The 22,145-nt window shown below is 49.6% G+C and carries 18 protein-coding genes, 1 riboswitch and 1 other annotated feature; of the genes, 3 read left to right on the top strand and 15 right to left on the bottom strand.

Annotated features, from left to right (window positions below):
• Positions 1–183: 183 nt before the first annotated feature.
• The 3 genes from QZT18_RS08710 to QZT18_RS08700 all read right to left on the bottom strand — a co-directional run bounded on the left by QZT18_RS08710 (position 184) and on the right by QZT18_RS08700 (position 3,651).
• Positions 184–1,542: an MATE family efflux transporter gene (locus tag QZT18_RS08710; protein WP_294146693.1), complete on the bottom strand. Its 1,359-nt coding sequence runs from the start codon at positions 1,540–1,542 to the stop codon at positions 184–186.
• 134 nt (positions 1,543–1,676) lie between these two features.
• Positions 1,677–2,129: a thioredoxin-dependent thiol peroxidase gene (gene bcp, locus QZT18_RS08705; RefSeq protein ID WP_294146691.1), complete on the bottom strand. Its 453-nt coding sequence runs from the start codon at positions 2,127–2,129 to the stop codon at positions 1,677–1,679.
• Positions 2,130–2,202: 73 nt separating this feature from the next.
• Positions 2,203–3,651 carry an amidohydrolase gene (locus QZT18_RS08700; protein WP_294146688.1) on the bottom strand — a complete coding sequence of 483 codons (1,449 nt, stop codon included), beginning with the start codon at positions 3,649–3,651 and terminating at the stop codon, positions 2,203–2,205.
• A gap of 204 nt (positions 3,652–3,855) precedes the next feature.
• On the opposite strand from QZT18_RS08700, the gene QZT18_RS08695 reads away from it, so the two are divergent.
• A complete protein-coding gene (locus QZT18_RS08695) occupies positions 3,856–4,827 on the top strand; it encodes a PfkB family carbohydrate kinase (protein WP_366925830.1) in 972 nt (323 codons plus the stop codon).
• A gap of 30 nt (positions 4,828–4,857) precedes the next feature.
• Positions 4,858–5,091: a DUF6783 domain-containing protein gene (locus QZT18_RS23515; protein WP_366925832.1), complete on the top strand. Its 234-nt coding sequence runs from the start codon at positions 4,858–4,860 to the stop codon at positions 5,089–5,091.
• Here the strand turns inward: QZT18_RS23515 and QZT18_RS08690 are convergent.
• From QZT18_RS08690 to QZT18_RS08660, 7 genes are all read right to left on the bottom strand, one after another.
• Positions 5,021–5,968, bottom strand: a complete 948-nt coding sequence (locus QZT18_RS08690; RefSeq protein WP_294146686.1) for a hypothetical protein — start codon at positions 5,966–5,968, stop codon at positions 5,021–5,023. The two genes, QZT18_RS23515 and QZT18_RS08690, sit on opposite strands and share 71 nt — an antisense overlap.
• 252 nt (positions 5,969–6,220) lie before the next feature.
• Positions 6,221–6,303: riboswitch (cyclic di-GMP riboswitch) on the bottom strand.
• Positions 6,304–6,447: 144 nt separating this feature from the next.
• On the bottom strand, positions 6,448–8,793 hold the full coding sequence (locus QZT18_RS08685; protein ID WP_294146683.1) for a hypothetical protein: 2,346 nt from the start codon (positions 8,791–8,793) through the stop codon (positions 6,448–6,450).
• A 205-nt stretch (positions 8,794–8,998) separates the two neighbouring features.
• Positions 8,999–10,174 carry an amidohydrolase gene (locus QZT18_RS08680; RefSeq protein WP_294146681.1) on the bottom strand — a complete coding sequence of 392 codons (1,176 nt, stop codon included), beginning with the start codon at positions 10,172–10,174 and terminating at the stop codon, positions 8,999–9,001.
• A gap of 45 nt (positions 10,175–10,219) precedes the next feature.
• Entirely contained in the window at positions 10,220–11,152 is a 933-nt protein-coding gene (locus QZT18_RS08675) for a MetQ/NlpA family ABC transporter substrate-binding protein (RefSeq protein WP_294146679.1), read from the bottom strand.
• Between the two features lie 115 nt (positions 11,153–11,267).
• On the bottom strand, positions 11,268–11,945 hold the full coding sequence (locus QZT18_RS08670; RefSeq protein WP_125140238.1) for a methionine ABC transporter permease: 678 nt from the start codon (positions 11,943–11,945) through the stop codon (positions 11,268–11,270).
• The gene (locus tag QZT18_RS08665; protein WP_294146676.1) at positions 11,942–12,961 is read right to left on the bottom strand and encodes a methionine ABC transporter ATP-binding protein; all 1,020 of its coding nucleotides are present in this window, start codon (positions 12,959–12,961) and stop codon (positions 11,942–11,944) included. The genes QZT18_RS08670 and QZT18_RS08665 overlap by 4 nt, the downstream gene beginning before the upstream one ends.
• Positions 12,962–13,051: 90 nt before the next feature.
• Positions 13,052–13,326: a binding site (T-box leader), on the bottom strand.
• Positions 13,327–13,450: 124 nt separating this feature from the next.
• On the bottom strand, positions 13,451–14,299 hold the full coding sequence (locus QZT18_RS08660; RefSeq protein ID WP_294146674.1) for a Fic family protein: 849 nt from the start codon (positions 14,297–14,299) through the stop codon (positions 13,451–13,453).
• A gap of 462 nt (positions 14,300–14,761) precedes the next feature.
• Here QZT18_RS08660 and QZT18_RS08655 point away from each other — a divergent pair, with 462 nt between their 5' ends.
• Complete coding sequence (locus QZT18_RS08655) at positions 14,762–16,102, top strand: replication-associated recombination protein A (protein ID WP_366925829.1); 1,341 nt, start codon at positions 14,762–14,764, stop codon at positions 16,100–16,102.
• 229 nt (positions 16,103–16,331) lie between these two features.
• On the opposite strand, the gene rbr is transcribed toward QZT18_RS08655, so the two are convergent.
• The 5 genes from rbr to aspS form a co-directional block, all read right to left on the bottom strand.
• Positions 16,332–16,865, bottom strand: a complete 534-nt coding sequence (gene rbr / locus QZT18_RS08650) for a rubrerythrin (RefSeq protein ID WP_125140235.1) — start codon at positions 16,863–16,865, stop codon at positions 16,332–16,334.
• A gap of 277 nt (positions 16,866–17,142) precedes the next feature.
• Complete coding sequence (gene gatB / locus QZT18_RS08645; RefSeq protein WP_294146672.1) at positions 17,143–18,579, bottom strand: Asp-tRNA(Asn)/Glu-tRNA(Gln) amidotransferase subunit GatB; 1,437 nt, start codon at positions 18,577–18,579, stop codon at positions 17,143–17,145.
• Positions 18,576–20,063 carry an Asp-tRNA(Asn)/Glu-tRNA(Gln) amidotransferase subunit GatA gene (gene gatA / locus QZT18_RS08640; protein ID WP_294146743.1) on the bottom strand — a complete coding sequence of 496 codons (1,488 nt, stop codon included), beginning with the start codon at positions 20,061–20,063 and terminating at the stop codon, positions 18,576–18,578. The genes gatB and gatA overlap by 4 nt, the downstream gene beginning before the upstream one ends.
• Before the next feature lie 45 nt (positions 20,064–20,108).
• Entirely contained in the window at positions 20,109–20,402 is a 294-nt protein-coding gene (gene gatC, locus QZT18_RS08635) for an Asp-tRNA(Asn)/Glu-tRNA(Gln) amidotransferase subunit GatC (protein ID WP_294146670.1), read from the bottom strand.
• A 45-nt stretch (positions 20,403–20,447) separates the two neighbouring features.
• The gene (gene aspS / locus QZT18_RS08630) at positions 20,448–21,779 is read right to left on the bottom strand and encodes an aspartate--tRNA(Asn) ligase (protein ID WP_294146668.1); all 1,332 of its coding nucleotides are present in this window, start codon (positions 21,777–21,779) and stop codon (positions 20,448–20,450) included.
• Positions 21,780–22,145 lie beyond the last annotated feature (366 nt).

Genomic DNA, 22,145 nt, shown 5'->3' with positions numbered 1-22,145 from the left:
TTTTATCTTAGCATCAAACGGTTTTGTTGTCCACCATTCCGACAATAATAGAAGCTGTTCTTTCGGAAATTTACTTATTCTGCATAATGCGACTTTCTATTCACAGTGGAAAGCGTTTTAGGGTAAAAAAAGTTGCTGCCCCCACCGGCGGGAATGTATCCCACCGGTGGGGGCAGCAGCCATTTATACGATGACTCCGTCTTTCTTCGGAACTTTTTTATAGATTTTGCGGTAGCAGATCATATGGGCCACGGCTGTGATCAGCCATGAGATGGGATATGATATGTACAGCGAGAACAGTGTATGGTGATAGGCGAACACGGTGAATATCCAAATCACGCGCAGGCCGCAGGCTCCTGTGAGCGAGACGACCATCGGCAGAATGGAATATCCCATTCCCCTCAGACTGCCGACCAGGGTATCCATCCAGCCGCAGATAAAATAAGTGGTGCAGATAATGGACATTCGGAGCATGCCGTAGGAGATAACTTCCGGATCGGAGGAGTAAATCTTCAGCAGATCCGTGCCTCCGATGACGGCGGCAAACCCGAGGGCCATTCCCACCGCGGTCACCGTGCCGAGGCAGACATACAGGATCCGGTTGACACGCGTATACATCCGGGCGCCGATATTCTGGCTTGTAAAGCTCAGGTTCGTCTGATACAGGGCATTCATTGCCGTATAGACAAATCCCTCGATATTGGCCGATGCCGTATTTCCCGCCATGGCAATGGAACCGAAGGAGTTGACGGAAGACTGGATTAAAACGTTTGAAATGGAGAAAATCGCTCCCTGCATTCCCGCCGGAAGGCCAATCTTCATAATTAAAAGAGTCTTCCTCTTGTCGATCCTCAGTTTCTTAAGGTGCAGCTTAAGAGGTCCGTCCGACTGTGCCAGGCACTTTAAAACAAGGCCCGCGGAAACACACTGGGATATTACCGTCGCCAGAGCAACTCCCGCCACGTCCATGTGCAGCTTGATGACAAAGAACAGGTTCAGCACGATGTTGACGGCTCCGGCCAGCGTAAGGAAGTACAGGGGCCTCTTTGTGTCTCCCACCGCCCTCAGGATTGCGCTGCCGAAGTTGTAAGCCATCACGACCGGCATTCCTGCAAAATATATCTTCATATAGATAACGGATTTTTCGATCACATCCTCCGGCGTCCCCATCAGCTCCAGCATGAATCTGGAGGTAAAGAGGCCGAGGAATACAAGGATCGCTCCGCTGACCAGGCTGATAGCGACAGCCGTATGTACCGTCTCACTGACGTCTTTCTCACTCTTCGCCCCATAATAACGGGCAACCAGTACATTCGCTCCTATTGACAGACCAATAAATATATTAATTAGAAGGTTAATCAAAGCTGTGGTGGAACCAACCGCCGCCAGAGACTGGCTGCCTGCAAAGCGCCCCACCACAATAACGTCGGCCGCATTAAACAAAAGCTGCAGTACTCCCGACAGCATAAGCGGCACGGAAAATGACAGCACCTTCTTCAAAATCGGGCCGCTGCACATATCCATTTCATAAGACTTCTTCATAATCTGCTTTCCTTTCCTGTGATCGCATCATAAAATTCAGGGCCGGTTTTCCCAGCCAATCTCATATTCTACTGCTGCTTCAGGAGTATTGCAAGTGGTTTTTACATATTTTTTATATTGCGCGGGCGGAGGCATTAAACCTCCTGGGCCATCTGATTCGCGTTATCCGCCGCTTTCACCTTTGTAAATGCTTTTTCAATCATTCCGTTCTCATCAATCAGATACGTGGTTCTGACCACGCCCATCACCTTTTTGCCGTACATATTCTTTTCCTTCCACACATCATAAGCCTCAATGGCAATCCGATCCGGATCGGCAAGAATTGTAAACGGCAGTCCGTACTTTTCTGCAAACTTCCGGTGTGATTCCACCGTGTCTTTGCTGATCCCGATCACCTCGGCATTCTTCTCCCTGAAATCAGGATAGAGTTCGGCAAAGGAGCATGCCTGCTTTGTACAGCCGGCCGTGTTATCTTTACTGTAAAAATAGAGTATTACCTTCTTTCCCTTATAATCGGCCAGGGAAACTTCCTTTCCCTCCTGGTTTAAAAGTTTAAATTCCGGTGCTTTTGTTCCTGTTTCCAGCATATCTGTTATTTCCTTTCTTCTTATTATTTTACCGATTATTCTGTCGGGCTTTTATTTTGCAAAAGATACCCGGTTAATTTTCTCCCATCAAATCGTAGACAATGGACGCAAAGACCACCGCCCCCTTTTTCAGGACCGACTCGTCCACATCAAACAGAGCCGTATGCTGCGGTGATGCCATCGCCGTGGTCGTCCTCATGTAAACGGCCTGCCCTCCCTGTTCCTGGACACGGTTCATCATAAAGCCGATATCTTCACTTCCCCAGTTCTTGGCATTCGTGGTGCTGCTGACGGTATACTGAGGCAGATGCTCCCTCACCACGCCGGCAATCCTCTCAACGAACGGAATATCGCTCACCTGGGAAGGGGCATGGCCCATCAGTATCATCTCACAGGTACAGCCCTCCATCATTGCCGCCGCCCGGCAGATTTCCCCGGCTCTCTGATCCATGTAACTGTTAATCTCCGTCGTCTCACCGCGGATTTCCATGGAAATCATGGCTTCGTCCGCCACCACATTGCTGCTTGTGCCGCCCTGAATCGTACCGACATTGACCCTCGTTATTCCTCCGCTGTGGCGTGCAATCCCGGAGAGGGCGACCACTGCGTGGGCCGCGGCCAGAACGGCATTCTTCCCCTTCTCAGGAAATCCTCCGGCATGGGCCGGCTCTCCCCTAAAATAGACATCGTACTTGCATGTGGCAAGGGAACCGTAGGTTCCGGGCGTCACATCTCCGTCATCCCCGGTATGATCGGGAGCCACATGGGTTCCGGCAAAATAATCCACCCCGTCCAGATGGCCTGCCGCCACCATGGCGTTTGCTCCCCTCACTCCTTCTTCTCCCGGCTGAAACAGAAGTTTTACGGTTCCATGAAGCTGTTCACGCATCGAGGCCAGGATTTCCGCGGTGCCAAGCCCGATGGCTGCATGGCAGTCATGGCCGCAGGCGTGCATCATTTTGCGGTTGACGGAGGCAAAACCTTCCCTGTGCGGCCGGTGTGCCTCCGAGGCATCCTCCTCCATCGGAAGCGCATCAATATCGAACCGGAGCGCCACGACAGGCCCGTCACCGCACCGCAGGATGCCGACCACTCCGGTGTATCCCTTCTCCATCTCGCTTGTAAGGTATTCCGGATATCCGGGTATCTCCAGCCCCTCATCCTCGTTTCTCTTTCTTTCGATGGTCGCTTCGGCCTTTACCCTTCTGTAATGCTCCTCCAGCGTCTCCCGGTCCGGAACAGCCAGCCTGCTCCCTTCCCTGCACACGTCTTTCCCGGTCAGGACCTCATAGCCCAGCCGTGTCAGCTTTTCGGCGATTACCGCCGATGTCCTCATCTCAAGCCATGCGGTTTCGGGATGTTTGTGGAGATCCCGCCGGATCCTTATCAGTTTTTCCTGTATGTTATCCCCAATTTCTGTAATCCTGGCGTACGGATCCTCTCCGGCTCCGCAGTTTCCGATATTACCGTCCTCGTTTCCGTTCCTTTTATATTGTGCTTCGCATTGCAGTGTCTTATCCATTTTATGCCTCCAGATTATATAAAGCGTTTTTTCTTAATACAAAGATCCCCGCGGTTTTGTCTCCTCCGCCGCCGTATTCCGCCTCTGTTTTTCTTTTATAAGTCTATCACATTTTAGTGGAAATGGTAAAAAAATTGTCGGTTTTCCTGAATTATTATGCTATACTGTTAAAATAGAAACAATATAAGAACGGAGGTTTTTCAATTGGCTCACGACGAAGCATCCATTAACAGCAAAGATATTCCAACCGGCAGCACCGTCCGTCACACAGATATTCGACCGAAGAACATTATGGTTATCGGTTCAACCTGTGTCGACATTATTATAAACATCGATCACCTTCCAAAGACAGAGGAAGATATCCACCCCAGCAGCCAGTCCCTGGCCTTGGGCGGCTGCGCTTATAATGTGGCGTCGATGATCAAACTCTTTAATGCGCCTCTGACCCTGATTTCACCCGTCGGCACCGGCTTTTACGGAGACTATGTGGCCAGGGAACTGGAAAAGAACGGCTTTCCCGTTGCCGTCCATGTCCCCGACCGGGAAAACGGCTGCTGCTACTGCCTGGTGGAAGCGGGCGGCGAGAGGACCTTTATGTCGTATCACGGTGCGGAGTACACCTTTCGTGGGGAATGGATGGAACCATTCAGCCATACCGCCTATGACATGGTTTACGTCTGCGGCCTGGAGATTGAGGAGCCGACCGGAATGGAACTGATCGAATATCTGGAAAGCCATCCCGAGAGGGAGCTCTTCTATGCCCCGGGGCCAAGGGGAATCCGGATCGGTTCCGAGAAAACGGCACGTCTTTATGCGCTCCATCCCGTACTCCATATCAATGAGCCCGAAGCCAAAAGCCTGAGCGGGTGCCTCTCTATAGAAGACGCGGCAGAAAAGCTTTTCTCTCTCACCTCCAACACCGTTATCATCACGCTGGGAGAAAAGGGGACTTATTGCAGGGAACGCTCAGGAGCTGCCTATTATGTGGATGGGGTTCCCTCTCAGGTCGTTGATACCATAGGAGCCGGAGATTCCCATATCGGCGCGGTCATGGCCTCCCTGAGCATGGGGAAAAGCCTTAAGGATGCAGTATGCATTGCCAACACCGCCGCCTCGGCCGTTGTGGGGGTAAAAGGAGCTTCACTGACAAAAGAAGAATTTGACCGTCTGTTCTAGAGCGTGTCTGAAAAATGCTTTCTGCCAGCTATGCGTTTCACTTTGTGGGGCGTGCAGATGGCGGGAATGATTTTTAAGACACGCTCTAAGGTCCGGAGTATAAAAAAGAAGAGGCACGACATGATAACCATCACTGTCAGTCCTCTTCTTTTTTTATACAAATGTTTCCGCCGTCACTCAGGCGCCTTTTCCCTCAAACTACCAGTTTCCCCGTTCCCTTTACCTGGTCGGTCAGACGTCCCAGCTCCGCCCGGAATTTTTTGATTTTTTCATCCGCCATCTCTATGTTGTGCAGATGTTTTTCTATGAACATAATTCCCGCCGCATATCTGGATATCTCTTCGGTTATTTCATCCGATAAATGGATCTCGCCCGTGTAGACGGCCGTTGTCTTTGTTCTGTTCCAGAGATCCCTGGAAAAATGGAATCCGTGCCCGATCAGGCAGTTCCCCAGGCAGCTCACCGAATCCCTGATAGATGAACACAGCATTTCTCCCAATGACTGGCAGATTACATCCGAAAACTCAAAGCAGGTCTGAAGTTTTCTGCGGATATCCTCGCGTTCCATCAGATAAAATGTGTCGTCCATTCCCGACTGGCGTCTTATCTCCATGTCCTCCATAAACATCAGAAACAGCTTTTCCCATGACTCCACAGACAGCACCGCCTGTTCCATGCGGTTGCAGAGGTTCTTGGCCTCCTCCATCTGCAGGGCCCGTTTGCGGAGCTGTGCCCTGGTGCCGTCCAGCATCTTGTTCTCAATTCCTTTCAGCTCAAACTGAGCGTCGCGAAGTCTCTCATCCAGATTCACACGCATTCTGCAGTCAATATGCGGCCATATTTCTTTGTTAAAGACCAGTGTTTCCATCTTTTCCGACTGTTTCTGTAAAAGTTCCAGAACCTCTTTCTCCAGCTCTTCGATTTTCTGTTCCTCGATCTCATCCGGCTGGAGCTCTATCATCTGTTCAAAATTCTGCTGCGTAATTTCCGCTGCAATCCTTGTGCTCCATGTACAGAGTAATCTGGCAACCCTGTCACAGCACGTTTTTACTTTCTCAGTCTTTTCATTTTCGCTCTCTATGAACTTTTCCTGTTTCTCAATTTCAAGCTTTAATTCTTCGATTCTCTCAATGGTTTCCATACTTGTTCTATACTTCTCCCCTTCCGCTGCCATATGCGAACAATAATATCACCCCGGAGCTTGCACCTGTCCCAAACATCCTCGTGAAGGTATATCAGCAGTCTAACAACGAAAAAGCGCGTTTTGCAGATTTTTCATCGACAATCAACGGTAACCCGGATGCCGTAGGCACCGATTACCGCGGTCAATGAACGCAACACTGAAAAAGCAGACACCAAAAACAGGGGTATCTGCTCGACACGCATTCAAAATGATTGCAACTGGCTGTCATATACTTCTACTTAGACCCTTTAGCTTTGCGCCGCCGCCTTTCGACGGGTTTGCCATATATAATATTTGCTCGTAGTCATTATACTTTATTTTGTTTGGAAGTGCAATTGGTTTCTTTAAAAACAGACTTGGAAAGTATTAACAATAAGTGGATAACGGGAAAATCCCCCTTTTTCGGCGCACCGTCCCGGGAAAGCCGGAATTACCGTCTAAAATGCCTCCTGTCCATATCCATTCTCCGAATACGGAATCGGCCGTGGAAGAATGACACGGGAAAACAGCCGTTCCAGTTCCTGTATTTTGGGGCACGGCTCCTCCACATGGGATACAATCACATTGTAAACCGAATCAAAAAATGGTTTTTCCTGTTCCGGCAGACTGTCCGGTGCAAACGCCAGCAAAAGAACCTCGGACGGCGGACGGCCCGTCTGTGCGGCGCTCCGTTTTATCACATTCGACTCCATAGTCTGCATTGGATGGCGTTCCAGTGCAAAATAACAGTGGGAGGGATTTTCTTCCAGTGCAAACTGCTGATAAGTGAAATCCATTTCCAGACCGACCGGATGAACAACCAGCCAGAAATGGCGGCGCAGCACGGTTCCTGAATGTTCCATTCCTGCTGCCGGTTCCTCCCATGTCTTCACTTTTATCGGAATTGTCTTCCCGGCCCCCATAAACCGGCCGAGCAATGCCGACATCATCAGCCCGTCTTCCATAAACGCCCGCTCAAACCACAGACGAAGCGGGGCTTCATATGTTTGTATCTCCTTACTGCTTTGAATCCTCTCGACCGCCCTGCAAAAATACCGGCTTCGGGCTATGAAACACACCACCATGTAATACCGGTGCAGCCATGGTGCAAAGTGTTCCAGTGAGATGCTGTCCATACATTTCCTGACCCGTTCATAATACAGGACGCATCTGTCGTAATCGTCCAGATGAAAGCAGTAAAAACCCAGCATGAGATAAAGCTCCGCAATCTGAGGATTTTCCATCAGTTCATCCAGCCGCGGCTCCACCCAGCTAAGCTGTTCCCGCATGATGTCCGCGTGGGCCGCCTTAAAATTCCGGTCCAGGTTCTGCTCACCGCAAAGCTCATCCATGATGCTGAGCCTGCAGTGAAGCCCTTCCGGCAAAAGGGAATTTTCATCGCACAAAGCTGCGGCATCCCGCATCAGGTCCATAAAATGCTTCAGCTCATACTGCTGCGGATGTTCTTTTTGCAGTCCTGCCAGTTCCGTCAGAAGATAAATCCGGGAATCGACAGAAACCTGCGGCAGCTTAGAAGAGCCCAGATACTCTTCCAAATCCGGGATCGCCTGATTCTTTCTATACCAGAACACATATTCCCTGAGTGCAGCCTCCTCTTTTGATCGGCAGCCGCAAAGTCCTTCAAACAGAATGTTAATCTGCTTCATGCTCTCATATCTGACGGGCATCGGAAGCTCCAGAAGTTTCTCTTTCGCGGCTGACAGATAGTCGATACAGGGGCGGGGATCCAGCCCCGAAGCCCAGACGATCCGCGCCGTACTGGCAGCCAGGACAAGCTTATTTCTTTCCGGCAGCTTTTTGTCCCGCAGGATTCTGTCAAAGCCGCAGTTGACCATTTGATTTAAATGCCCGGCCGGCTCCTCTGCTTCCCGCATCAGCTCTAACCTGACGTTTGACAGCGCCAGGTATTCAATCGTATGATCCATGTCCAGATGCGCCTGCAGTTCGTCTATAATAACCTTCCAGTCCGCATCACGTCCCTCGATCCGAATCCGGTTAAAAGCATAGTTCTGGTAAATTGTCAGCAGCAGCCTTTTATCCCTGATTTTCCGTTCTTTTACAAACTGCAGCGTACTCTTAAAGGCCTTGTCTGCATCGCGGTAATGTCCCTGTCCAATCAGGCTTACGGCCCTGTTATGAAGGATCTGCACATGAATTAGCGGATCCGTATCGGCCGTACACGCCTCCTCCGCCCTTCTGGCATGGACAGACGCCTGTTCTGTCTTCCCCTGCCGAAGCCGGAGCAGATTCATTAAAAAATGATACCTTGCTCCGTCCTCTTTCATGGATTCAATCAGAGGCTCCGCCGCGCTTAAATTTCCCAGTGTAATCAGCAGAAACACCTTATGTTTTTTACACCTTGCATTCTGCCTTACCGTCATCTTCCTCTCACTCAACGCAGCCACAATTTTCCATGCCTTAATGTTGTCACAGTTTATACGCAGTGTATCGGTAAAATGCCTGACCAGGTACAACTGCATCTCAATCCACAGGTAATTCGCCACACCATAAAAGAGCAGCAAAATCATGGCTGAAAGGCAAAGCCCAAAGATAATTCCCTTTTTGACGCTACCGCCCGGTAAAACCGCGCAAACCACGCCTGCGGCTTCCGCTAAAATAAATTCCAATACCGTGACGAGCACCATATAACGGGGTAAGTGATGCTCCTTTTTAAGAATCCACCTTCCAAGCGCAATCAGAACCACTCCCAGCAGGACCGGTACATATACCGGCGTGCCTTTTATATAGTCTTCAAATAAGCCATACAGAATGTCTTCTGCCATCGTATTATCCCCCCTTGTCCGCTGTTTCTATTGTAACATTGGAATTCTTTTTTGGCTACCGGCCGTAAAAGAAGCCGCTTATCCAGTGTTCCTCCGCTGCGGTTCAAAAAAGGCCGCCAGGTACAGTGTCGTTCTCTTTCCACACTGTACCTGACGGCCCCGCCGTGTTATTTATTTACCTGGACATCGATTTCTTTTCTGTCCGCTACATCTCCTGGAGCACCCAGAGCGCATAATCCACATACACATTACATGCGATCAGCAGTCCGTTTTCATCGAGATCAAAAAGTCCGTGATGATGTGCCACTCCCGTATTCGGCTCCTTCGGGTTATGGGTTCCCACAAAGGCGTACATTCCCTTCGCAACCGCCAGATAATCGGCAAAATCGTCGGCCCCCAGCGCCTTTTCATAGTTGCTGATGATTCCGTCCGCCGGAAGGATCTTTTCTGTGACGGCGGTTACTTCCTCCACCACCTGGGCGTCGTTTACAAGGGGAGCCGCGTAATCACGGATTTCCACTTCCGCCTCCGCTCCATACAGCTCTGCCGTCTGTCTGGCAATCTGCACCACCTTGTCATTCGTGAATTTCCTGACTTCGGGGCTGAAGCTTCTGGTGGTTCCCTCTATCTCGGCATGCTCCGCCACGATATTGTACTGGGTTCCCGCCCGGATTACGCCGACGCCGACTACTACGGTTTCAAGCGGATCCGTGTTTCTGGCTACGATGCTCTGAAGTCCCACAACGATCTGGGATGCGATGTAGGCGGCGTCGATTCCTAGGTGCGGTTTCGAAACATGGGCGCCTCTGCCGGTTATGGTAATTTTAAAGTAATCGCAGCTCGCATTCTGCGGTCCCTTTGTCAGTGAAATCTTTCCCGTCTCCAGGGCGCTCGTCACATGCGTTCCAAACACCCGGTCCACACCGTTAAGAAGTCCGGCTCCGACAAACTGTCTGGCTCCCTGTCCAATCTCCTCCGCCTGCTGGAAGAAAAGACGGATATGGCCGCCGAACTCTCCCTTTTTGGCATTTAGAATCTTCGCCGCGGTCAGAAGTGTGGCCGTATGGCCGTCGTGGCCGCAGGCATGGCAGAATCCCTCATTCTGTGAGTGATACTCTGCCGTTTTTAAATCGTCCATGGCCAGTGCGTCCATGTCGGCCCGGAGAGCAATGGTTTTCCCTTCGCCTTTTTCTCCGTCGATCCAGGCATAAACGCCCGTTTCACCGATTCTCTCGTGGGGAAGGCCGATTTTATCCAGCTCCTCCTCTATTTTCCTGCATGTATTATATTCCTTCAGACTTACTTCAGGGTGAGCATGAAAATATCTTCTCAGGCTGACAAGGTAATCTTTTTCGTCTGTTACATACTGTTTTAATGCCATTTTACCCTCCATCCGTGCCGGCTTGGCGCACCTTTTCCTTATTACTTATTCCGCATCATCCCATGCGCAGATGAAAGCGCCCTGGTATGCATCTTCAATCGTCTTCTTAACTTCTGCCGTATGGTAAGCGTCTACAATTTTCTTGTAAACTTCATTGTCCTTGTCGGCGGTACGGGCAACGATTACGTTGATTAACTGGGGAACCGCCTCGTTGGTTGTCTTATCTACATTCTCGGTGTAAATTGTGTCTTCGATCGGGTTAAGGCCTGCCGTAAATGCGTTTCCGCCGTTGATGACAGCCGCAGCGCAGTCAGGAAGGATGTTTGCCAGGGTTGCGGACTCAGCCTCTTTGATATCGATCTTTACCTTGTACTCTGTAATATCGGCTTTTGTCGGTACAAATCCTTTTTCCGGATCACATACGATGAAACCTGCCTCTTCCAGCAGTTTGAGGGCACGGCCTCCGTTTGTCAGATCGCTTGGGATGGCAATCACATCGCCGTCTTTAATCTCATCGATGGAAGAGATTTTTTTCTTATTATTATAGATGGAAAGCGGAGCAATAATGGTATCTCCGATATCTACGATGTCGTATCCCTTCTGAGCCACATCATTTGCAAGGAATGCCTTATGCTGGAATGCGTTCAGATCGATCTCCCCGTCATTTAATGCGCGGTTTGGAGCTGCATAATCGGTAAACTTCATCAGTTCTACCTGAATGCCGTCATCCTTCAGAAGTTCGTTGATTGTATCCCACTGTGCATTGTATTCGCCGACTACGCCGACTTTTACCGTGGTCACTTCCGCCGTTTCCTTTGCTGTTTCCTTTGCCGCTTCGCCTGCCGTCTCCCCGGCTGCTGCCGTTGTGGCCGGTGTACTGCCGCTTCCCGATCCGCATCCGAAAAGTGTGAGCGCCGTCACGGCCGCCAGGGTTACTGCTGCTGCTTTTTTCCATGATGTTTTGAATGTCTTTTTCATAATTTTTCTCTCCTTTTTCTTCTCTTTTAAATACATTTATATAGTAACTATCCAGTTCTTTTCCAGGTGCCGCTTCGCGCAGTACTGTCCCCTGAACAGCCGCTTTCGCTATTACTTAATGCGTCGTTTTCCTGATAATCACGTTGCCGATAAACTGAATCGCACTGATAATTAAAAGGATAATAATTACCGTAGCCCAAATCATATCGCGGTAGCCCATCTGATATCCGTAACGGATGGCGAAGTCTCCCAGTCCTCCGGCTCCGATCGCACCGGCCATGGCCGTAATGCCGATCAGGCTGACAAAGGTAATCATCGTCACGCGGGTGATGCCGGGGATACTCTCCTTTAAATAAACGCCAAAGATAATCTCTACCGGTGAAAATCCCATCGCCTCGCTGGCTTCAATCAGTCCGCCGTCCAGGTCCGCAAGAACCGATTCAATCTGTCTCGCAAAGAAGGGAACCGTACCCGCAATCAACGCCACATAGGAACCGGTAACGCCGGAACCCGTTCCGACGATGGCCCGGCTGACCGGAATCAGCAGTACCATAAGTATAATGAAAGGAATCGAACGGATAATATCAACCGCTTTATCGAGAAAATTATAAATTACCACGTTCTGCAGGATTCCGCCTCTCTTTGTAACAATCAGGAGGACTCCGAAGAACAGTCCGAAGAAAAATGCGATGGTGCCTGAAATCAGGAGCATCTTAAATGTCTGTCCGATACATTTTACAAGCTCTCCGCCCAGACGTTCCAGGTTCGGCGCTAAAGTGTATAATATACTCATTCTTTAATTACCTCCACTTCCACTCCAAGTGAGTTTATGTATTCCATTGCAGCCGCCATTTTATCCGGCTCCCCGCTCAGTGTTACCACCAGCTTGCCGAGGGGTTTACCCTTCAGGAAATCGATATTTCCGAAAATAATGTTGGCCCTGATGTCGAAGGCCTTTGCCAGATAGGAAATGAGCGGTTCTCCTGCGTTGGCGCCCGAGTAGGTGAACAGAAGCATCCTGTCCCCGGCGCCGATTTCCGTCAGTTCATTCTTGTCTTCAATCAAATCGTAGATTTTTCTGATATTACTTGCCGTGTCGATAAAGTCCCTGGTGATTCTGACCTGCGGATGGCAGAATACATCCACCGTATTTCCCGACTCAACCACGGCTCCTTCTTCCATAATGGCAACCCTGTCGCAGATATCCTTCACAACCGCCATCTCGTGGGTAATCAGGACAATGGTAATCCCCATCTCCTCATTTACTTTTTTGAGAAGCTTAAGGATGGACTGTGTCGTCTGGGGATCCAGGGCGCTGGTGGCCTCATCGCAGAGAAGCACGTTCGGGTCGTTGGCCAGGGACCTTGCGATGGCAACCCTCTGTTTCTGTCCGCCCGAGAGCTGTGACGGATAGGCATCCCTCTTATCGGTCAGCCCCACCAGTTCCAGAAGAGACGCTATCTTTTCTTCCCTCTCCGCCTTTGTCATCTTCGTTTTCTTAAGAGGAAACTCGATATTCTGGTAAACCGTCCTGGAACGCATCAGGTTAAAGTGCTGGAAAATCATGCCGATCTTTTTCCTGACTTCCCTCAGTCTCTTCTCGTCCAGGCTCATTAAGTCCACATCGTCAATCAGCACGCGCCCCGTCGTCGGCCGCTCCAGCAGATTAATACATCTGACTAACGTAGACTTGCCTGCCCCCGAAAAACCTATAATACCAAAAATCTCACCGTCCTGTATCTCCAGATTCACGTTTTTTACAGCATGGATGGTATCAAATGTCTTGCTCACCTGTTCCAACTTAATCATTCTGACTGCTCCTTTCACTTTCTGCGCCGAGCGCGGCCGCATAGCGAGTTCAAAAAACTTTCATATGCAACAAAAAAAGCTCCCGCCCTGTATTAGGACGAAAGCTGTAGCTTCGTGGTACCACCTAACTTCGTCTGATGCTCGCACATACAGACCTTTTCAAGTACGGCCGCACATCCATCATCTCCATGGCCTGTGTCCCGGCTTATACTCTATCGCTGTAACGGGCGCATCCCGTCATGATCTAAAATATTCGATCAGGCAACTCTGAGACCATCTTCATAAGCCTATCTCTGCTCCCTCTCAGCGTCCGGGAACTCTCTGTAAAAGCATCCGCTTACTACTCTTCTCTTCTACGTCTTTGCTGGTAATCAATTTATCAACTTGCGACTATATTATTGCATTTTTCCCGGTTTGTCAACCCTTTTTTTCGAAAAGACCATGAGACTGGTTTTTCATGTTATGATTCGCAGTTTCATGACGCCGGATTCACTTATCCCTGCCCGCGCCTGTATCCTTTCCCTCAAATAATTCTATAAGAAGTAAATCCCTGTTTCGCAGCGGTGTTTTTTTATCCGTCAGCAAATTACAGAAAAAAAGCTCCAGATAACGGCTGTCTGCAATAATTCCTTTACTGTAATCAGCATAGTTTGCGCGCACCAACGCATTCCTGAAATACAGGGAATGTCTTTTAAACGGGGTATTATCAACCCGGAAACCAATGCTGTTCAGATAACATTCCATAAATACTGCCGTTGTCCTTGTATTTCCTTCCATAAACGGATGTGCCTGCCATAGAGCAGAAGTAAACCGTGCAATACGGTTGACAATCTGTTCCTGCTTCAAACCGGCATAAGTTGTCTCTTTTTCCTGACGTATATCATACTCTAATGTGTCCACCAAAGCACCGTAATTCGTATATTTGACACTTTCTCCATTTAAAACCGGCTCTTTTTTATATATGTTATATCTCCGGAATTCACCTGCATGCTCATACAGGTCTTTAAATAGATAACGATGGATTGCTTTAAGAGAAGCTAATTGTAACGGATAGCCGGGGCTGTCCAGAATTTGTGTAATCCGGCTCGCAACCAGATCCCCTTCTTTCAGCCGCTGTTCTTTTTCCGCCCCGCTCTCATCCTCATAATGTGTATACAGCAGTTCTTCAACCTGTTGATAAGTTAGTTTTCCGTCAATATTTTGCTGCGCCAGGTCAATTAAATATTCGGACGGTTCAAGTGCATCCACCTGCTGCAAACCAATTGCCGTCTCCCAGTACTCTTTCTTTTTCTTTTTATCAGGAGTTTCAGCATAGATTTCGTATTCCTGTTTCGCCATGCATTTCATCCTTTCCTTTTTCATATAACTCGACTGTTCAGAGATTCCATAGCAGCCGCTTCATGAAATGCGCCTCTCAGAATGCAGATTCCAAACAATTACCGTATATCCTACATTACCATATTCCGTGAAAAAAAGCAAAATATCTTATACTGGAGGTGGACAGTAACAGGTTACTGTTCACAGGTAGTATTCCGCGAGGTGTTTTTTGTGAGTGGAGCGTAGCGAAAGTCACAGAAAACCCGAGGGTTGCGGCGCGAAACGGCGTTTTTTGCCGTTTCTGTGCATCGCGCAGCGTGTTACTGGGCACGGAGTGAACAGTAACAGTAACAGCCATCTTCTCATCGAATGTATGTTCCTTTTCTTTCAAATATGTGGTATGATGATACTCAGGTAAAACAAGAGCATCCATAAACTTAAAATACACCTTATTATCATTCTTTTTGAGAAGGAGGTTCTCCCATGCTGGAACAGCTTTCACTCTTTGACAACCGCGAAACCACATCCCCTCTTGCCAGCCGCATCCGTCCCGATACGCTGGAAGGGTTCGTGGGGCAGAAACATCTGATTGGCCGCGGTAAAGTACTACGCAATTTAATCGAGAAGGATCAGGTTACTTCCATGATCTTCTGGGGGCCTCCCGGTGTCGGCAAGACTACCCTGGCCCGGATTATAGCGGGGAAGACCCAGTCGTCTTTTATTGATTTTTCCGCCGTTACAAGCGGCATTAAAGAGATTAAAACCGTGATGGAACAGGCCGAGAAAAACCGCATCATGGGAATCAGGACAATTCTCTTTGTGGACGAGATCCACCGTTTTAATAAGGCTCAGCAGGATGCATTCCTCCCCTATGTGGAAAAGGGAAGTATCATCCTGATCGGCGCCACGACGGAAAATCCCTCCTTTGAGATCAACTCCGCTCTTCTTTCCAGATGCAAAGTATTTGTACTGAAGGCCCTGACATCGGAAGATTTGCTGGAACTGCTTACAAATGTGATGAAGTCTCCCAAAGGATTTGGAAACCAGCATGTCGTGATCAGTGAGGACCAGTTGTCCCTTATTGCCAATTTTGCCAACGGGGACGCGCGCACCGCGCTGAACACCCTGGAAATGGTCGTCCTCAACGGAGAGCTTGACCGCTCCGGCACCATTACCGTCTCCGGCCAGGCCCTGGAACAGTGCATGAATAAGAAATCCCTGCTCTATGATAAAAAGGGTGAGGAACACTATAACCTGATCTCCGCCCTGCATAAATCCATGCGCAACAGCGATCCCGACGCCGCCGTCTACTGGCTCGCCAGGATGCTGGAGGCGGGGGAGGATCCTCTCTATGTGGCAAGAAGGCTGATCCGTTTTGCCAGTGAAGATATCGGAATTGCGGATCCAAATGCCCTGCCGCTCGTGGTTGCCGCCTATCAGGCATCCCACTTTATCGGAATGCCGGAATGCACGTTGAACTTGACACAGGCCGTCGTTTACATGGCGATGGCTCCCAAATCGAATTCTATCTACCGGGCTTATGAGACGGCTAAGGAAGACGCCCAGAACATGATGGCGGAACCGGTCCCCCTGCAGATCAGGAACGCTCCCACCGGCCTGATGGCGGAGCTGCATTATGGGGAGGGCTATGTCTATGCCCATGATACGGAAGATAAAATTGCGGCTATGGACTGCCTCCCCGAATCGCTTAAGGGACGAGTCTATTATCAGCCCGGAACTGCCGGTGCGGAGGCCCCCGTCCGTGAGCGTCTGGAGGTGATTAAAAAATGGCGCAGAGAGCATCCTGCTTCTCAGGAGCAGTAATACTTTTTGCGGTTAGCACGCTTTTGCAGTTGGCTTGTTTTTAGCAATTGGCTTATTTTTAGCAGTTGGCTTCCCTCAGTTCCTGACAGAAAAACAGGACGGCTCCGTCATTTACCGGGAACCGTCCTGTTTCTTAAATTCACTCCGTCAAAGGGTCTTCAAGGTCCGCTTTTCAGCACTATGTATCAAATCTCTCTCCCTGATTTTACTCCCTTTGGCCGGCCATAAATTAGTAGTTTTCTTTTCTAACTTCAAAGTAGCTCTGTGGATGTGCACATACAGGACATACGCTCGGAGCTTTCTTTCCGATTACAAGGTGGCCGCAGTTTCTGCACTCCCACATTGTCTCTTCCGTTTTCTCAAATACAGCCTGCATCTCTACGTTATTTAAGAGCTTTAAGTATCTCTCTTCATGTGTCTTCTCAATAGCTGCAACTGCCGCAAATTTAGCTGCCAGCTCTTTAAAGCCCTCTTCCTCAGCTACCTTTGCAAATTCTGCATACATATCGGTCCACTCGTAGTTCTCACCCTCGGCAGCGGCTTTCAGGTTCTCTGCTGTTGTTCCGATTCCCTTTAACTCTTTGAACCACATTTTTGCATGCTCTTTTTCATTGTTTGCAGTGTTCTCAAAGATTGCTGCAATCTGCTCAAAACCTTCTTTTTTCGCTGCGCTTGCGAAATATGTGTATTTATTTCTTGCCTGTGATTCTCCTGCAAATGCTGTCATCAGGTTCTGTTCTGTTCTGCTTCCTTTTAATTCCATTCTTTTATTCCTCCTACGTTCTTTTATAATTCTAGGAATTATTCCTGTTTTTATATTACACTTTTTTCCATCTTTTGTCAAGCATCTGAAAAAAATTTTATGCGGTATCCTGTAGAAACATGTGTGCGTCCGGCGGCCGCCTGTATACTCTGTCCGGTGGACAATGCCGGCCATGAAATCCCCCGGCCCGGGTGGTAAGAATCTGGCGTACTCCCGGGTCAGGGGACTTTTTACTGACGGTGGATGCCCCGTAGAAAAGCGGGCGGATCTGCTGTTTTTACCGTTCTAATTTTTTGCCTAAAATTTCATTCACCTTACCGGGATTCGCTTTTCCATGCATCTGTTTCATGACCTGACCTACCAGGAAGCCGATCACCTTGGTTTTTCCGCTTCGGTACTCCTCCACTGTCTGAGGGTTTGATGCAAGGACTTCTTCCACCGTCCGTTCCAGGGCTCCGTCATCATTTACCATCATAAGGCCATTCTCTTTTATATACGCTTCAGGTTCCATGTCCTCCATAAAAATTTTCTCAAAAACCTCTTTTGCGATTGTGGTGTTAATGCTCCCCGCCTCCGTTAACTGAATGAGCTTTGAAAGATGCCCGGGAGAAAAGGACAGCTTATCGGCCTCAACTGCATTTTCCTTCATCAGGCGGCTGGTTTCGCCGATTAGCCAGTTGGCCGCTTTCTTCGGCAGGCCGCAGAGTGACGCCGTCTTCTCGAATATTTCCGCCATCTTCCTGGATTCCGTAATGATCCGGCTGTCATATTCCGATAAACCGTAATCTTCCTGATAGCGTTTCATCTTTTCAGGCTGCACCTCCGGAAGTGAGTTTCTGATCTCCTCAAGCCATTCTTCGCTTATCATGACGGGAGGCAGATCCGGATCCGGAAAATACCGGTAGTCTTTTGCATCCTCCTTGGAACGCATTGCATAGGAATACTCCTTGTTGTCATCCCATCTCCGCGTCTCCTGGGATATGCTCTTCCCCTCCTCCAGAAGTTCAATCTGACGGTTTTTCTCTCCCTCGATGGCGCGGGCAATCGCTTTAAAGGAGTTTAAGTTCTTCATTTCCGTTCTCGTGCCGAACGCCTCACTTCCCGCTTCACGTACCGACAGATTGACATCGGCTCTCATGGACCCCTCCTGGAGCTTGCAGTCGGAGGCGCCCAGATACTGGATTAAAAGACGCAGGCGCTCCAGGTATGCAATAACCTCCCCGGCGCTTCTCATATCCGGCTCGGAGACAATCTCAATCAGCGGTACCCCGCTTCTGTTATAATCCACCAGCGAACAGTCCTCCCATTCGTCATGAATCAGCTTTCCTGCATCCTCTTCCATGTGAATTTCGTGTATCCTGATGCGCTTTTCTCCCGAAGGCGTTTCGATCGTGAGGCCGCCGTCGTGGCAGATTGGCAGATAGAGCTGTGAAATCTGGTAGTTCTGCGGATTATCGGGATAAAAATAATTCTTCCGGTCAAATTTACAGAATCGGTTAATTTCACAGTCTGCGGCAAGACCCACGGACAATGCCAGTTCCACCACCTTCTTATTTAGAACCGGCAGGGAACCCGGCATTCCGGTGCAGACCGGACAGGTATGGGTACCCGGCGCCGCGCCAAATGCGGTGGAACAGCCGCAGAAAATTTTCGTCTTAGTGGCAAGCTCTACGTGGACTTCCAGTCCAATGACGGTTTCATACTGTTTTTTCATCTATTTTCCCCCCTGTCCGATTTTCTGCCATAAAACGGAAGCTCCCACCGGCCCCTTGCCTGCTCATAAGCGTACGAGGCACGAAAGAGCTTTTTCTCCTCAAAGCAGCCGGCAATCATCTGAAGGCCTATGGGAAGGCCCTTTTCATCGAACCCGCAGGGAACGCTGACAGCCGGAAGACCGGCCAGATTGACTGAAACGGTGTAAATGTCTCCCAGGTACATTTTCAGCGGATCGCTCAGACTCTCCCCGACGGCCGGCGCCGTGGAGGGCGCTGCCGGTCCGAGTATGATGTCATATTTTTCAAATGCCCTGTCAAATGCCTGTTTAATTAACGCCTTTGTCCGAAGCGCTTTCAGATAATAGGCATCATAGTAACCGGAACTTAAGACAAAAGAGCCGAGCATAATGCGGCGCTTCACCTCGGGACCAAAGCCCTCGGAACGGCTCTTCTTATACATTTCATGAAGATCTCCGTACTCCTTTGTTCTGTATCCGTATTTTACCCCGTCAAACCGGGAAAGATTGGAACTGGCTTCGGCCGATGCAATGACATAGTAAGCCGGTATGGCGTACTCCACCATGCCGAGGCTGAAAAATTCCACCTCGGCGCCCTGGGCTTTTAACACCTGTGCACCGGCGAGAACCGCCTTCTTCACGCTTTCATCCAGCCCCTCACCCAGATAGTCCGAAGGAATTCCTATCCTCATTCCCCTCACTTCTCCGGTCAGCGCCTGCAGGAAATTGCAGTCTTTCCTCGGGACGGAGGTACTGTCCTTTGTGTCGTGGGAGGCCAGAACTTCCAGAATTGCCGCACAGTCGGCGGTATCCTTCGCAACCGGACCTATCTGATCCAGGGACGATCCGTAGGCTATCAGGCCATAACGTGAAACGGTCCCGTAGGTCGGCTTCATTCCGGTCACTCCGCAGAAGGAACTCGGCTGCCTGATGGAACCGCCCGTATCGGAACCCAGCGCATAAAATGTCTCGCCCGCGGCAACCGCCGCACAGGAACCGCCTGACGATCCGCCCGGCACAAGGTCTTCATTCCACGGATTCAGCGTCGGACCGAACCATGAAGTCTCCGTTGTGCTTCCCATGGCGAATTCATCCATATTCGTTTTTCCAAGTATCACGGCTCCGGCCCGTTCCAGGTTCCGGACCGCTTCTGCCGAATACGGGGGCACAAAATTGTAGAGCATCCTGGAACCGCAGGTGGTTTTCATCCCCCCGGTGCAGATATTGTCTTTCACCGCAACGGGAACGCCGGCCAGCGGTCCCGTGAGTTCTCCGCTGTCTATTCGGGACTGTGCGGCCTTTGCATCCTCAATTGCTTTCTCCTCATTCAGGGATACAAAGGCGTGAATCGTATTCTCACATTCATGAATCCTGGCAAAGGAAGCGCTAACCGCCTCCTCCACCGATATTTCTTTCTCTTTTATCTTTCTTCCCAGCTCAAGAGCCGTCAATTTCATAAGTTCCATCATTACCTCCTGGTCTGCGCCCGAAGCAGCGTCTCCCCGGCTTCGCTATTCCACTGTTCTCGGTACCTTATACTGTTTTTCTTTCCGTGAAGGCGCATTGGCGATCATCTCCTGCGACATATCCGTGTTTGTTACCTCATCCTCCCGGAATACATTCCGGATATCAAACAGATGCGACATCGGAACCGTATCAGAGGTATCCAGCCCATTTAACATATCAATATATTCAAGCATCCGTCCCATGTCTTCCCCGGCTTTTTTCTTCTCCTCGCCGGAGAGTTCAAGCTGCGCCAGGATTCCTACATACTCTATCATTTCATCATCGATTTTTACTGCCATGGTTTCCCTTCTTTCTCTCTGTCTGCAATATAATTCTGCTTTTATCTATGGGACAAGACGGCTCATATCTCTCGGGAAAAGTGAGACCTCCCTCACATTTTCCTCACCCAGAAGCTGCATCGTCATCCGTTCCAGGCCGATTCCGAGCCCGCCGTGGGGAGGCATACCGTATTTGAAGGTGTCCAGATAACCGTCCATTCCTTCCACATCCATGCCTCTCCTCTCTATTTTTGCCATCAGTTCTTCGTAGTCGTGGATACGCTGGCCTCCCGTCGTCACCTCCAGCCCCCGGAATAATAAATCGAAGCTCTTTGTAAATCTTATATCTTCGGGATCATCCATCGCGTAGAACGGGCGTTTTTTAGAGGGGTACTGTGTGACAAAAACAAAGTCGGCATTGTATTCTTCTTTAAAATAACGGCCGATCAGGTGTTCCTCCTCCGGTTCCAAATCATATGGGTTCCTGATTTGCACTCCATATTTTTCAGCCGCCAGTTCCTTGGCCCCTGTAAACGTTACGCACGGGATTTTGTCCGTCTTCGGCAGCTTGACTCTCAGGATTTCCAGCTCCCGGCTGTATTCCGCTCTTAATAATTCCACCATATGCTGCAGAAAACCTGTCTCCATTGCCATGATGTCCGTAACGTCGTCGATATACCCCATTTCAAAATCGAGTCCCGTATATTCGTTAAGATGGCGTTTTGTATTATGTTTTTCCGCCCGGAACACGGGACCTATTTCCATGACGCGGTCAAATACACCGACCATCATCTGTTTATAAAACTGGGGGCTCTGTGCCAGCACGGCCGGACGGTGAAAGTAGTCAAGTTTAAAGACGTTGGCTCCTCCCTCGGCTCCTCTGGCTCCAATCTTCGGGGAATGTATTTCCGTAAATCCCTGATCCTTTAGAAATTCCCTGAACGCCCTGGCAATCCCCTCTTCTATCTTGAACCTGGCCCGTTCCCTGATATTCCGGAGTGTGAGAGGCCTCATATCCAGCCTTGCCTCCAGAGAAGCTCCCATCTTCCATTTGGAAACCGCAATCGGCATCGGTTCCGCCGGTTTAGAGAGAATTTTCACGCTCTTTAACCGCAGCTCAATCCCGTGGGGCGCCCTCTCCTCCGCTTTCACAATCCCGGTCACTTCCACAAAGGTTTCTTCCCTTATCCGGGAAAAATCGGCCTCCGTGACTCCCTTCTCAAATACCGTCTGCAGAACGCCGTCCCGTTTTCTCAGTATGATAAAGGCAATGTCTCCCATATTCCTGATATTCATAACCGCGCCGTTTACTTTCACCTCCTGTCCCGTCTTCCCATCAGTTAAAAGACTCTTAAGCTCCAGAACGTCTTTTTCTTTCATTCCTGTTAAAAAATCCATCTTTTTCCCTCGCTTTCTTTTTTTGTGCACCGATGTTCCGGGGAGACTAAGAATTCCGCCTGTAATTTCCCATGGATCAAAAAAATCCCGGAACATCTTTCGACATTCCGGGACGGGATATTCCCGCGGTACCACCCGCATTTGAAAAGTAAAGCAGCGCCTCATCTTCTCACTCTCTTGTATGCTTAACGCGCATTCACGTGACGTCCTACTGACCGTTCGTACGTCCGGCTCCGGAGTGTTCCCTATTGTCTTATGCCCTCCTGACGCGGCTCTCAGCCGGTGACCACGTCTTTCTGTCGGATTCTTTAAAACAGAGTCTCCTTCACTGCCTTTTTTATGGTCCTCACTATAAACTATTTTTTC

This window comes from uncultured Clostridium sp. (assembly GCF_900547735.1).
Classification (GTDB): Bacteria; Bacillota; Clostridia; order Lachnospirales; family Lachnospiraceae; genus Otoolea.
Note: the sequence above shows the minus strand (reverse complement) of the source record. Positions and strands in the feature narration are given on the sequence as shown.

What these genes read in the sequence shown, in the direction of transcription:
- QZT18_RS08710 (WP_294146693.1), bottom strand. Translation starts at nt 1,542, where the DNA reads ATGAAGAAGTCTTATGAAATGGATATGTGCAGCGGCCCGATTTTGAAG.
- bcp (WP_294146691.1), bottom strand. Translation starts at nt 2,129, where the DNA reads ATGCTGGAAACAGGAACAAAAGCACCGGAATTTAAACTTTTAAACCAG.
- QZT18_RS08700 (WP_294146688.1), bottom strand. Translation starts at nt 3,651, where the DNA reads ATGGATAAGACACTGCAATGCGAAGCACAATATAAAAGGAACGGAAAC.
- QZT18_RS23515 (WP_366925832.1), top strand. Translation starts at nt 4,858, where the DNA reads ATGCGTTTCACTTTGTGGGGCGTGCAGATGGCGGGAATGATTTTTAAG.
- QZT18_RS08690 (WP_294146686.1), bottom strand. Translation starts at nt 5,968, where the DNA reads ATGGAAACCATTGAGAGAATCGAAGAATTAAAGCTTGAAATTGAGAAA.
- QZT18_RS08685 (WP_294146683.1), bottom strand. Translation starts at nt 8,793, where the DNA reads ATGGCAGAAGACATTCTGTATGGCTTATTTGAAGACTATATAAAAGGC.
- QZT18_RS08680 (WP_294146681.1), bottom strand. Translation starts at nt 10,174, where the DNA reads ATGGCATTAAAACAGTATGTAACAGACGAAAAAGATTACCTTGTCAGC.
- QZT18_RS08675 (WP_294146679.1), bottom strand. Translation starts at nt 11,152, where the DNA reads ATGAAAAAGACATTCAAAACATCATGGAAAAAAGCAGCAGCAGTAACC.
- QZT18_RS08670 (WP_125140238.1), bottom strand. Translation starts at nt 11,945, where the DNA reads ATGAGTATATTATACACTTTAGCGCCGAACCTGGAACGTCTGGGCGGA.
- QZT18_RS08665 (WP_294146676.1), bottom strand. Translation starts at nt 12,961, where the DNA reads ATGATTAAGTTGGAACAGGTGAGCAAGACATTTGATACCATCCATGCT.
- QZT18_RS08660 (WP_294146674.1), bottom strand. Translation starts at nt 14,299, where the DNA reads ATGGCGAAACAGGAATACGAAATCTATGCTGAAACTCCTGATAAAAAG.
- QZT18_RS08655 (WP_366925829.1), top strand. Translation starts at nt 14,762, where the DNA reads ATGCTGGAACAGCTTTCACTCTTTGACAACCGCGAAACCACATCCCCT.
- rbr (WP_125140235.1), bottom strand. Translation starts at nt 16,865, where the DNA reads ATGGAATTAAAAGGAAGCAGAACAGAACAGAACCTGATGACAGCATTT.
- gatB (WP_294146672.1), bottom strand. Translation starts at nt 18,579, where the DNA reads ATGAAAAAACAGTATGAAACCGTCATTGGACTGGAAGTCCACGTAGAG.
- gatA (WP_294146743.1), bottom strand. Translation starts at nt 20,063, where the DNA reads ATGGAACTTATGAAATTGACGGCTCTTGAGCTGGGAAGAAAGATAAAA.
- gatC (WP_294146670.1), bottom strand. Translation starts at nt 20,402, where the DNA reads ATGGCAGTAAAAATCGATGATGAAATGATAGAGTATGTAGGAATCCTG.
- aspS (WP_294146668.1), bottom strand. Translation starts at nt 21,779, where the DNA reads ATGGATTTTTTAACAGGAATGAAAGAAAAAGACGTTCTGGAGCTTAAG.